Below are 11,593 nucleotides of genomic sequence, written 5' to 3'. Positions count from 1 at the left end.
CCAGGGTATCATCGCGAGGGCGGGAACCCTTGTGCATAGCAGGCGGATGACAGGATGGTTATCCCAATGTTTGTATCGGGAGTGGGAAATGAAGCCTTTTTTGCGCTGGTGTATTGTTGCGACAGCTATTTCGCTGGCAGGATGCAGCAACTCCAATTGGCGTAAGAACGAAGTTCTGGCAGTACCTTTGCAGCCCACACTGCAGCAAGAGGTCATTCTGGCGCGAATGGAACAAATTCTTGCCAGTCGGGCCCTGACCGACGATGAACGCGCACAGCTGTTATATGAGCGCGGAGTGTTGTATGATAGTTTGGGTCTGAGGGCACTGGCGCGGAACGATTTCTCGCAAGCGCTGTCTATAAGACCAGATATGCCAGAAGTGTTTAACTATCTTGGTATATACTTAACGCAGGCTGGCAACTTTGATGCCGCCTACGAAGCGTTTGATTCTGTACTTGAGCTTGATCCAACTTACAATTATGCGCATTTAAACCGCGGTATCGCTCTCTACTACGGTGGTCGATACAGGTTAGCGCAAGATGATCTGCTGGCGTTTTATCAAGACGATCCTAACGATCCGTTCCGCAGCCTCTGGCTCTATCTCACTGAAAGCGAGATAGACAAAGATCAGGCTAAAGTAGCGCTGAAACAGCGTTATGACAAAGCGGCTAAGGACCAATGGGGATGGAATATTGTCGAGTTCTACCTGGGCGACATCAGTGAAAAAACATTGATGGAACGTCTCAAGGCGGACGCAACGGATAACACCTCGCTCGCTGAACATCTCAGTGAAACCAACTTCTATTTAGGTAAGTACTACCTAAGTCTGGGGGAGAAGGACGACGCGAAAGCGTTGTTCAAACTGGCGGTGTCTAACAACGTTAACAACTTTGTTGAACACCGATACGCATTGTTGGAACTGGCGCAACTCGGCCAGACACAAGACGATTTATCAGAATCTGACCAGCAATAGCTGACGAACTTTTATTGCCTGTTGTACCTGTAAAGTCATCATCTCCAGAGGTGAGGGCTTTTCTGTTCGTCAAAACTTCTAATTTGAGCCGGTTCACACTTTTTGATGAAAATGACTGAAAATTTTCACGACGAGTTATGTAGACTGGCCGCCGCAATCTAAGAGGCACGTGTACTACATGACTGATATTCAAACCACTTTTGCTGATCTGGGCCTGAACGCCGACATCCTCGAATCTCTGAACGGTATGGGCTACGTTAAGCCTTCCCCAATCCAGGCTGAGTGTATTCCTCACCTGCTGGCGGGCCGCGATGTTCTGGGTATGGCGCAGACCGGTAGTGGTAAAACCGCGGCGTTCTCACTGCCGCTGTTAAACAACGTTGATCCTTCTGTCCGCGCACCACAGATTCTGGTGCTGGCACCGACCCGCGAACTGGCGGTGCAGGTGGCTGAAGCGATGACAGAATTCTCTAAACATATGCGTAACGTCAACGTCGTGGCCCTGTATGGCGGCCAGCGTTATGACGTACAGCTGCGCGCCCTGCGTCAGGGACCACAGATCGTTGTGGGTACCCCGGGCCGCCTGCTGGACCACCTGAAGCGTGGTACTCTGGACCTCTCTAACCTGCGTGGTCTGGTTCTGGACGAAGCTGATGAAATGCTGCGTATGGGCTTCATCGAAGACGTTGAAACCATCATGGCGCAGATCCCGGAAGGTCATCAGACCGCACTGTTCTCTGCAACTATGCCAGAAGCGATTCGTCGTATTACCAAACGCTTCATGAAAGATCCACAGGAAGTGCGTATCCAGTCAAGCGTGACCACGCGTCCGGATATTTCACAGTCTTACTGGACCGCTTACGGCCGTAAAACTGAAGCGCTGGTGCGTTTCCTGGAAGCAGAAGACTTTGATGCAGCCATCATTTTCGTGCGTACCAAAAACGCAACGCTGGAAGTGGCTGAAGCCTTAGAGCGCAGCGGCTACAACAGTGCCGCGCTGAACGGCGACATGAACCAGGCACTGCGTGAGCAGACGCTGGAGCGCCTGAAAGATGGCCGTCTTGATATCCTGATTGCAACCGACGTTGCGGCGCGCGGTCTGGACGTTGAGCGTATCAGCCTGGTTGTTAACTACGATATCCCGATGGATGCGGAGTCTTATGTTCACCGTATCGGCCGTACCGGTCGTGCGGGCCGCGCTGGCCGTGCGCTGCTGTTCGTTGAGAACCGCGAGCGTCGTCTGCTGCGTAACATTGAACGCACCATGAAGCTGACTATTCCGGAAGTAGAACTGCCAAACGCAGAGCTGCTGGGTGAGCGTCGTCTGGCCAAATTTGCAGCAAAAGTACAGCAGCAGCTGGAAAGCAGCGATCTGGATCAGTATCGCGCGCTGCTGAGCAAAATGCAGCCGGAAGAAGAGCTGGATATCGAAACGCTGGCGGCTGCCCTGCTGAAAATGGCTCAGGGTGAACGTCCACTGATCGTACCGGCTGACGCGCCGCGTCCGCAGCGTCGTGAGTTCCGCGATCGTGATGACCGCGCTGACCGTCCGCGTCGTGACCGCGACAGCCGTGGTGAGAGCCGTGATGGCGATCGTCCACGTCGTGAGCGTCGTGACGTTGGCGACATGCAGCTTTACCGCATTGAAGTGGGCCGCGATGACGGCGTTGAAGTTCGCCACATTGTGGGTGCTATCGCTAACGAAGGCGATATCAGCAGCCGCTACATTGGTAACATCAAGCTGTTTGGCACGCACTCCACCATCGAACTGCCAAAAGGCATGCCGGGTGAAGTTCTGCAGCACTTCACGCGCACGCGTATTCTGAACAAGCCGATGAATATGCAGCTGCTGGGTGATGCACAGCCGCACGAGCGTACTGAGCGCCGCAGCGGCGGTCGTGACTTCGGTGGTGAGCGTCGCAGCAGCGCACCGCGTGGTGATGCACCACGTGGTGAAGGCGCACCGCGTCGCTTCTCCGAGCGTCGTGAAGGTGGCCGCGAAGGCGGACGCTTTAGCCGCGAAGCGGGCCGTGGCCCACGTCGCGACGAAGGCACCTCACGTCGTCGTGATGCATAATCGCTAAACGTTAAGCAATAAAAAGGGACGCCATGCGGCGTCCCTTTTTTTATCTCTTTTACTCAACCTGCTACAGCGTGCCGGCAGCTTCCATCGCCAGCGCAAATGAGCGCAGCCGCGCTTTGGGATCGAAGATCTGACCGTTGACCATGATCTCATCCGCCTGCGTTTCGCGCTGCAACGCTGCCAGACCGTGACGCACCTTTTCGCTATCGCCCACAATCGACATGCTCAGCGCCTGCTGCACGCCATACTGCTCTGACGGCGACCAGAGGCTATCCATATTTTCCACCGGCGCAGGCAGCGGGCCCGGCTTGCCGCGGCGCAGGTTGATAAACTGCTGCTGCATGGAGGTAAACAGGAAGCGCGCGTCGCGCTCACTCTCTGCCGCCACAATATTCACACAGACCATAGCGTATGGCTTAGCCAGGCGCGCCGAAGGCTGGAACTTCTCACGGTACAGATGCAGCGCCTGCAGCAGCAGATCCGGGGCGAAGTGCGAGGCAAAGGCAAACGGCAGCCCGAGCTTCGCCGCCAGCTGAGCGCTGTAAAGGCTTGAGCCGAGCAGCCACACCGGAATTTTCAGGCCGAGGCCCGGCACTGGCTGTACCGGATGATGCTCGCCTTCTTCAGCATCAAACCAGCGCAGCAGCTCAGCGACATCTTCCGGGAAGCTGTCGGCCTGGGCGCTGGAGAGATGACGGCGCAGCGCCATCATCGTGCGCTGATCGGAACCCGGTGCACGGCCCAGCCCGAGATCGATGCGACCAGGGTAGAGCGACTCCAGGGTACCGAACTGCTCGGCAATCACCAGCGGCGCATGGTTAGGCAGCATAATCCCGCCGGATCCAAGCCGCAGGGTTTCGGTATTTGCCGCGAGATACCCGATCAGCACCGAGGTCGCCGCGCTGGCAATACCGGTCATGTTGTGATGCTCAGCGAGCCAGTAGCGGTGGAAACCCAGCGCTTCCGCCTGACGCGCCAGCGCCAGTGAATGGTGAAAGGCGTCGCGCGCAGACGCGCCTTGCGGAATAGGAGCCAGATCCAGCACGGACAGGCGAACAGGTTTTTTCTCAGACATGAGTACTCCAGCAAATGATGGCGCAGGCGTTGAACAGCCTGCTGCCATAAGTATTACGCAACATTACCCATATTAAAACTGCTATTAAGGGCAGGGATGTAGCCGGATTGTGCCTTTATTAACCATTTTTCCGGAAGGTATACCCCTGCCGCTGCGCTATTTTCCTGACGCGTAATAGCAGGCTTGTTGATCTCAGCAGGGAGGACTGCGCGACAGAGATGGCATAATTGATAACCTGTTATAAATACGCAGAGCCACACCGTTCGTAACCGTACGCCGCCGGTTAGGGGAAAAAGCCTGCTGAATAGGCGTATATTGCGGGCAAAGCGGGTACGGAGATGGAAAAAACTCTTTTGCAACAACTCTTAAACGCGCAATTTCGTCATGTTTTTGCTGAAGGTGAGTTAGACTTTCTGCAAGGGCGCGGCCTGGGCGATCGGATTGCTGCGAGTCAGTTTTGCCGCATCGCCACGCTGCAGGAGGCGTCTGACCGTTTCACGCGATGCCGAAACAGATGCCGGGTTTCGCGGCGAAGCCAACGACTTGCTGCTGGTAGCTGCTCAGGCTAAGGCAGAAGGGAACAGAAGGCGCAGGCTTATGCGTCACGCACGGGGATGCCATGTTAATTCGTACTGAGATTGGCGTTGATGCTGCCGGCATCGACAGCCTGTTAAAACGCAGTTTTGCGACCCCAGCTGAAGCTGAACGGGTACAGCAGCTGCGCGAAGATGGATTGCTCACGCTGGGCGTGGTGGCAACCGATGATGAGGGTCAGGTGCTGGGCTATGCTGCTTTCAGTCCGGTAACGCTGCAGGGTGAAGATCGTAACTGGGTGGCGCTGGCTCCACTGGCCGTTGACAGTTCGGTACGCGGGCAGGGCCTGGCAAAGCAGCTGGTTTATGAGGGGCTCGATTCACTGAATGAATTCAGCTACAGCGCGGTGGTGGTGCTGGGCGATCCCGCATTTTACCAGCCGCTGGGCTTTGAGTCGGCGGCCCATCATGGGCTGCACTGCCGCTGGCCCGACAGCGAGGCGACATTCCAGATTTACAAGCTGGCAGACGATGCGTTCAGCGGCGCAGAAGGGTTAGTGGTATTTGCTGCGCCTTTTAACCACGCTGAGTAAACCAGGTGGTCAGACACGCCGGCTGTTGCGCTATCAGCAGCAGTTTGTGGGTACGGGCGAGTTGTTTGACCTGATACTCCAGGCGTGAAGCCGCAGCGCGGTCACCGGCAGGGCAGTGAAACATCAGCGTAAGCGGCCCTTTGCCGCGCAGCGAGCGGGCGCCGCGTCCCTGCTGATGCTGCAGCAGCCGGCGCGCCACATCGGTGGTAATTCCGGTATAGATCATCCCGGCAGCGGTTTGCAGCATATAAAGCTGCCAGTTCTGTTCCATTTCTCAGACCTCAAAACAAAGCACCAGCAGTGTAACGTGCCGCCGCGTTCACGGCTATGTGCAGGGAGCGACCTTTGTCCGATCTGTCTCATTTACTGCGCTACCTGAAGAAACAGCATGTGCTTTCGCTTTGCGCCAGCGCATCGGAAGAGCTGTGGTGCGCTAATTGCTACTATCTGTTTGATGAAGCACAGATGGCATTCTGGCTGATGAGCGACACCGCCACGCGTCACGGTGCCATGATGCTGCATAACCCGCAGGTCGCAGGCACCATTAATGGCCAGCCGAAAAGTGTTCAGCTGCTTAAAGGCGTCCAGTATCGCGGACATATCCGGCTAAGCGAGGATGCGCAGGCGTTAAGCGCCTATCAGCGCCGTTTTCCGGTCGCAAAAAAAGTCACCGCGCCTCTGTGGCAGCTCACGATAGATGAGCTGAAGATGACGGATAACACACTGGGTTTTGGCAAGAAAATCAGCTGGCAGCGTATCGCATCATAAATACACCAGGGGCGCATGAATGCGCCCCCTACAGATCGTGCAATCACAGGGGCGGCATTCATGCCGCCCTGGGTCAGATATATCATGCCGCCCTGGATACTACGGGCGGCCGGGGTATTATGATGCGCTCAGTATGCGCAGCGATTCGCGGTTAAATGCCGGCAGATCTTCCGGGGTGCGGCTGGTGACCAGCTTGTCATCATCCACGACCACTTCTTTGTCGTAAAAATCGGCACCCGCGTTACGCAAATCGATCGCAATCGCTTTCACACAGGTCATCTTGCGGCCGCGCACGCCGTTGGCGCTGATCAGCAGCTGTGGACCGTGACAAATAGCGAAAATCGGTTTGCCGCTGGCAACAAACTCTTTGGTGAAATTGACAAAGCGATCGTCACCGCGCAGCGCGTCGGGGGAGTGGCCGCCCGGCAGCAGCAGTGCATCAAATTCTGCTGCACTGACGTGATCGATATCTTTATCAATCTTCACTTCCGCTTTGCCCTGTTTACCTTTCACCGTTTTTCCTGCCTGCATCTCAATGGTGACCACTTCATGGCCCGCCTGGGTGTAAGCATCCGCTGGTGAGGTAAATTCAGAATCCTCAAAATCATCGGTGATCAGAACCGCTATTTTCTTGCCCATCTTCTCTTCTCCATGTGGTTAACGAACCCAGGGTTCGTTGCATGAGTGACCTGACAAGTCTGGACGCTAATCACTGAAACGCAAGCCCGGCGGCGCAATGTCTTCCGCAGGCGGCGGCTGGCGCAACCACCAGATCTTTTGATTACGACTGCCGCGCCACTGCAGCCGTGCATCCTTTTCAGCCTCAACAAAGCGGCCATCAATCAGCACATCGATAGCGTCGAGTATCACCCGCTGAGCGGCAGAAAGCTCAGCCAGCTCATAGCCGGTCCAGAGCCAGATATCTTTACCGGGGCAGTCGCGCCGCACGCGCCGCACCAGCCGGCGAATATGCGGTACGTTGTGCGGATGCAGCGGATCGCCCCCGCTGAGCGATAAGCCCTGACGCGGCACGCGGGTATCGTTGAGATCGGCAATCAGCTGTTCTTCCATCTGCAGCGTAAAGGGTGTGCCCGTGTCGGTGCGCCAGGTGCGCGGGTTATAGCAGCCCCGGCACCGATGCTCGCAGCCCGCGACAAACAGCGTGCAGCGCGTGCCCGGCCCGTTCACCACGTCAATGTCATAATAGCCATGAATACGCATCATTTCGGCAGGCCGCCACTCATGTGCTTCACGCGTCGCTGTACCTCCTGCTGTTTACCGGCATTGAAGGGGCGGGCGTCCGGGCTGCCAAGATAGCCGCAGACGCGGCGCGTCACGGAGACCCGGGCAGGGTCGCGATTGCCACAGGCGGGACAGGTAAAGCCTTTGCTGGTGCAGCTGAACTCGCCGCTGAAGCCGCAGGCGTAGCACTCATCGATCGGTGTATTGGTGCCGTAGTAGGGCACGCGGTGATAGCTGTAGTCCCAGACATCTTCCAGCGCTTTCAGGTTGTGCTGCAGGCTGGGATATTCGCCGTAACAGATAAAGCCGCCGCTGCTGATGGCCGGATAGGGCGCTTCAAAATCGATTTTGTCGTACGGATTCACCTTCTTCTCTACATCAAGGTGGAAGCTGTTGGTGTAGTAGCCTTTATCGGTCACGCCCGGAACCACACCAAATTCCGCTGCATCGAGGCGACAGAAGCGATCGCACAGGTTTTCGCTCGGCGTGCTGTAGAGGCTAAAGCCGTAGCCGCTCTCCGCTTTCCACGCGCTGGCCGCTGCGCGCAGGCGGGAAACAATCGCCACGCCTTTTGCCTGCAGCGTGGGCGAATCGTAAGGGTGCTGCGCATTACCGCTCAGCGCATTCAGCGTCTCATGCAGACCAATAAAGCCAAGCGAAACCGACGCGCGTCCGTTGCGGAACAGAACGCCAATCTCTTCATCAGCCTGCAGCCGTATGCCGCACGCTCCCTCCATGTAAAGAATCGGCGCCACGCGCGCTTTGGTGCGTTCAAGACGCGCGATACGCGTCATCAGGGCCTGCTTTGTCAGCGCCAGCCGCTTATCGAGCAGTTGCCAGAAGCGGTCATCATTGCCCTGTGCCTCCAGCGCAATGCGCGGCAGATTGATCGTTACCACGCCGAGGTTGCAGCGCCCGTCATGAACCGGCTCTCCCTGCACGTCATAGCGGTCGAGAAAGCTGCGGCAGCCCATCGGCGTTTTAAATGAGCCGGTCACCGCCACAACCTGGTCATAATTGAGGATGTCGGGATACATGCGTTTAGCGACGCAGCGCAGCGCCAGCTGTTTGATATCGTAATTAATGTCGCCCGGTCGACGGTTAATCCCCTCGCGGATGGCAAAAACCAGCTTGGGAAATACCGCCGTTTTATGGTTTTTACCCAGCCCGGCGATGCGGTTGTGCAGAATCGCCCGCTGGATCATGCGTGCTGCTTCGCAGGTGCCAAGCCCGAAGCCAAAGGTCACAAACGGGGTCTGGCCGTTGGCGGTGTGCAGCGTATTGACTTCATATTCCAGCGACTGAAACGCGTCATAGCACTCTTTTTCAGTGCGTTCCCGGGCATACTCCTCCGCGCGGGCGATCTGCCACGCCGCCGCGACCTGCCGATGCTTCGCCATGCTTAATTCCACAAACGGCGCCAGCACTTCATCAATGCGGTTAAGCGTCGTGCCGCCATAAATATGGCTGGCGACCTGCGCGATGATCTGCGCGGTAACGGCGGTGGCGGTGGCGATCGATTTCGGCGGCTCGATCTCCGCATTGCCCATTTTGAAGCCCCGGGTCAGCATGCCGCGCAGGTCGACCAGCATGCAGTTGAACATCGGGAAAAAGGGGGCGTAATCGAGATCGTGATAGTGGATCTCGCCGCGATCGTGCGCCTCGGCCACCGCGCGCGGCAGCAGATGCCGCTGCGCATAATGTTTTGCCACGATGCCCGCCAGCAGGTCGCGCTGGGTCGGGATGACATTACTGTCTTTGTTCGCATTCTCATGCAGCAGCGCGGTGTCGGTCTGCTCCACCAGCCCCCTGATGGCGTGATGCAGCCGGCTGCGCTGCTCGCGCGCCCGGTCCCGGTCGTGGCGATACTCAATCCACGCGCGCGCCACCGCCGGTTTACCGGCATGCATCAGCGCCTCTTCAGCCGCCAGCTGGATCTCATGGATATCGACTTCCGCGCGCGCGGCCAGCTGTTGACCAATCTGCTCAGCCAGCGCCCGGCACCAGGCAGGATCGCACTGCGCCACTGCCTCTGCCGCCGCCGCAATGGCCTGTTCAATACGCTGTATATCAAAGGGGACTCTGCAGCCGTCGCGTTTTATAACCGTCGTCACCATTCACCACTCCTGAGCTATATATAGATATTTCAGGTAGTGTAATGACTATATGTTGTGTCCGGGGCGGGATTAATTGCGTATGGCTTGATATGCCGCAAGGAAGTGGTGAGTCCCCCCTCCCGGCCGGGAGAGGGGCAGGGGATCAGCGACGTACGGCGATCGCTTCAATCTCAATTTTGACATCTTTAGGCAGGCGGGCGACCTCGACACAGGAGCGCGCCGGGAAGCTGGCCTGATGCTCAGTAAAAAACGCCTCGTAAGTGGCGTTAACCGTGGCAAAGTCGTTGAGGTCTTTGACAAAGACCGTGGTTTTGACAATGTCGCCAACCTGCAGACCGGCTGCTTCAACAATCGCTTTGACATTCTCCAGCGACTGGCGCGCCTGGGCTGCCACATCATCGGCGACCGCGCCGGTTGCCGGATCGACCGGGATCTGTCCGGAGGTGATAATCATGCTGCCGAGATCTACGCCCTGCACATAGGGACCGATAGCGGCGGGAGCCTGTTCCGTACTGATTTCGCGAGACATCGTTTCTCCTCAGAAGTGCGCGGCCAGCGGGGCGCTCGCCGCGTAAGCAAGGGTTCCCATTATAGGGAGCGGTCAGATGATTACCAGTGACCCAGCACCACATGGCGGGCAAACGACTTCTCGCAATATTTACACTGCAGGTGGATATCATCTTCACGCTGCTTTACCGCAAAGCTGGAGAAAACCGGCTCGCTGCGGCTGATACAGTTGCTGTTCGGGCAGGTCAGCACCTGCTCAATGCGCGCCGGTAGCGTTGGGGTAATTTTGGCCACCACCTCATACTCTTCGATACGGTTTACCGTAGCGTGCGGCGCATAAAACGCCAGCTGATTGATCTGATCTTCAGTAAGAAAAGTGTTCTCGATTTTGATCAGATCCTTACGTCCCATCTCGCCGGAAGGAAGGTTAAGGCCGATGGTAATACGCTGCTCGGTTTCCGTCAGGCGGAACAGCGACAGCAACGTAAATCCCGTCTGGGCCGGAATATGATCGATTACCGTGCCGCGTTTAATCGCTTCTACCTGCAGTTTATTATCCTGGGTCATGATCGTCGGCTCCTTAGTCTGTCAGTTCGCTATTCAGTACCAGCGCCAGAAGCGCCTGGCGGGCAAAAATGCCGTTCCCCGCCTGCTGGAAATACCAGGCATGGGGCGTGCTGTCGACGTCGGTGGCGATCTCATCCACGCGCGGCAGCGGATGCAGCACCTTCATATTGCCGCGCGCGCCGTGCAGATCGGCGGCGCGCAGAATGAACTGTGCCTTAACATTGGCGTACTCTGACGGATCGAGACGCTCTTTCTGCACCCGTGTCATATAAAGAATGTCGAGTTCAGGCAGCACCTCTTCAATGCTGTCGTGCCGCGTCCAGACGATGTTCTGTTCATCCAGCATATCGGTAATATAGGCGGGCATGGCGAGTGCTGACGGGGCGATAAAGTAAAAACGGTTGCCGGTGAATTTTGCCAGCGCCTGCGTAAGCGAGTGCACGGTACGGCCATATTTCAGATCGCCGACCATCGCGACGCTGAGGTTATCAAGCCGCCCCTGCGTTTCACGGATGGTAAAGAGATCGAGCAGGGTTTGCGTCGGATGCTGATTCGCACCATCGCCGGCGTTGAGGATCGGTACGCCGCCAGAAAATTCCGTGGCCAGACGCGCCGCACCCTCCTGCGGATGGCGCATCACGATAGCGTCAACGTAGGTGCCGATGACGGAAATGGTGTCGGCCAGCGTTTCGCCTTTCTTGCCCAGCGAGGTGTTACCGCCGTCGGCGAACCCGACCACCGATGCCCCCAGGCGATGCATCGCCGTCTCAAACGAGAGGCGGGTCCGGGTAGAGGCTTCGAAAAAACAGCTGGCAATCACATTATGCTTCAGCAGCTCAGGCTGCGGCTGCGCCTTAAGCCGGGCAGCGGTATGCAGCACCAGCTCCAGTTCATCGCGATTAAGATCGTTGATGGAAATGATGTGTTTGCGATATAGCGGGTTAGCCATAGCTTTCTCCTCAGTGCTGCCGGATAGCGGACAAAAAAAAGCCCCTTTACAGGGGCTTTATAACGATCGGTGAATAGCGGAAAGAAACAGCGGTGCCGCCTGCGTTCAGGCGGACGGGAGCGGCAAAATGTGGCTGGCGCTGTGGCATATTTCCTCCGGCAAATTGTGGCGCATTATACGCATTCG

Annotated in this window: 13 protein-coding genes and 1 pseudogene; 6 read left to right on the top strand and 8 right to left on the bottom strand. The window is 57.0% G+C overall.

Annotation, left to right across the window (positions count from 1 at the left end; genetic code table 11):
* Positions 1-88 precede the first annotated feature (88 nt).
* The 3 genes from nlpI to B4M48_RS02510 all read left to right on the top strand — a co-directional run bounded on the left by nlpI (position 89) and on the right by B4M48_RS02510 (position 3,050).
* A complete protein-coding gene (gene nlpI / locus B4M48_RS02515) occupies positions 89-973 on the top strand; it encodes a lipoprotein NlpI (protein ID WP_039382290.1) in 885 nt (294 codons plus the stop codon).
* A gap of 105 nt (positions 974-1,078) precedes the next feature.
* Positions 1,079-1,135: a protein YrbN gene (yrbN, locus tag B4M48_RS18030; RefSeq protein WP_100229640.1), complete on the top strand. Its 57-nt coding sequence runs from the start codon at positions 1,079-1,081 to the stop codon at positions 1,133-1,135.
* A gap of 16 nt (positions 1,136-1,151) precedes the next feature.
* Complete coding sequence (locus B4M48_RS02510; RefSeq protein WP_094110676.1) at positions 1,152-3,050, top strand: DEAD/DEAH family ATP-dependent RNA helicase; 1,899 nt, start codon at positions 1,152-1,154, stop codon at positions 3,048-3,050.
* Between the two features lie 70 nt (positions 3,051-3,120).
* Here the strand turns inward: B4M48_RS02510 and B4M48_RS02505 are convergent, their stop codons facing one another.
* Positions 3,121-4,131: a luciferase-like monooxygenase gene (locus B4M48_RS02505; protein ID WP_039382294.1), complete on the bottom strand. Its 1,011-nt coding sequence runs from the start codon at positions 4,129-4,131 to the stop codon at positions 3,121-3,123.
* 338 nt (positions 4,132-4,469) lie between these two features.
* Between B4M48_RS02505 and B4M48_RS18025 the strand changes: the two are divergent.
* Together B4M48_RS18025 and B4M48_RS02500 are read left to right on the top strand one after the other, a co-directional pair.
* Positions 4,470-4,695 (top strand): annotated as a pseudogene (locus B4M48_RS18025) (SCP2 domain-containing protein); the annotation flags it as partial.
* 55 nt (positions 4,696-4,750) lie between these two features.
* Positions 4,751-5,257, top strand: coding sequence for a GNAT family N-acetyltransferase (locus B4M48_RS02500; RefSeq protein WP_039382296.1), 507 nt, complete (start codon positions 4,751-4,753; stop codon positions 5,255-5,257).
* Here the strand turns inward: B4M48_RS02500 and B4M48_RS02495 are convergent.
* Positions 5,241-5,528 (bottom strand): GIY-YIG nuclease family protein, encoded by a 288-nt coding sequence (locus B4M48_RS02495; protein WP_039382299.1) that lies wholly within the window; start codon positions 5,526-5,528, stop codon positions 5,241-5,243. The genes B4M48_RS02500 and B4M48_RS02495 overlap by 17 nt on opposite strands.
* Positions 5,529-5,602: 74 nt before the next feature.
* On the opposite strand from B4M48_RS02495, the gene B4M48_RS02490 reads away from it, so the two are divergent.
* Positions 5,603-6,025: a YhbP family protein gene (locus B4M48_RS02490; protein WP_104085588.1), complete on the top strand. Its 423-nt coding sequence runs from the start codon at positions 5,603-5,605 to the stop codon at positions 6,023-6,025.
* Positions 6,026-6,142: 117 nt separating this feature from the next.
* On the opposite strand, the gene B4M48_RS02485 is transcribed toward B4M48_RS02490, so the two are convergent.
* The 6 genes from B4M48_RS02485 to pyrB form a co-directional block, all read right to left on the bottom strand.
* Positions 6,143-6,664, bottom strand: coding sequence for a type 1 glutamine amidotransferase domain-containing protein (locus B4M48_RS02485; RefSeq protein WP_039382303.1), 522 nt, complete (start codon positions 6,662-6,664; stop codon positions 6,143-6,145).
* Between the two features lie 66 nt (positions 6,665-6,730).
* Positions 6,731-7,249 (bottom strand): anaerobic ribonucleoside-triphosphate reductase-activating protein, encoded by a 519-nt coding sequence (gene nrdG / locus B4M48_RS02480; RefSeq protein ID WP_052246465.1) that lies wholly within the window; start codon positions 7,247-7,249, stop codon positions 6,731-6,733.
* The gene (nrdD, locus tag B4M48_RS02475) at positions 7,246-9,384 is read right to left on the bottom strand and encodes an anaerobic ribonucleoside-triphosphate reductase (protein WP_288655872.1); all 2,139 of its coding nucleotides are present in this window, start codon (positions 9,382-9,384) and stop codon (positions 7,246-7,248) included. Before nrdD ends, nrdG begins: the two co-directional genes overlap by 4 nt.
* Before the next feature lie 142 nt (positions 9,385-9,526).
* Positions 9,527-9,913 (bottom strand): 2-iminobutanoate/2-iminopropanoate deaminase, encoded by a 387-nt coding sequence (gene ridA / locus B4M48_RS02470; protein ID WP_039382308.1) that lies wholly within the window; start codon positions 9,911-9,913, stop codon positions 9,527-9,529.
* 80 nt (positions 9,914-9,993) lie between these two features.
* Positions 9,994-10,458 carry an aspartate carbamoyltransferase regulatory subunit gene (pyrI, locus tag B4M48_RS02465; protein WP_039382309.1) on the bottom strand — a complete coding sequence of 155 codons (465 nt, stop codon included), beginning with the start codon at positions 10,456-10,458 and terminating at the stop codon, positions 9,994-9,996.
* A 13-nt stretch (positions 10,459-10,471) separates the two neighbouring features.
* The gene (pyrB, locus tag B4M48_RS02460) at positions 10,472-11,407 is read right to left on the bottom strand and encodes an aspartate carbamoyltransferase (protein ID WP_039382311.1); all 936 of its coding nucleotides are present in this window, start codon (positions 11,405-11,407) and stop codon (positions 10,472-10,474) included.
* Positions 11,408-11,593 lie beyond the last annotated feature (186 nt).

This window comes from Pantoea sp. UBA6567 (assembly GCF_002434165.1).
In the GTDB taxonomy this organism is placed as follows: Bacteria; Pseudomonadota; Gammaproteobacteria; order Enterobacterales; family Enterobacteriaceae; genus Pantoea; species Pantoea eucrina.
This window is presented reverse-complemented; position numbering and strand designations above follow the sequence as displayed.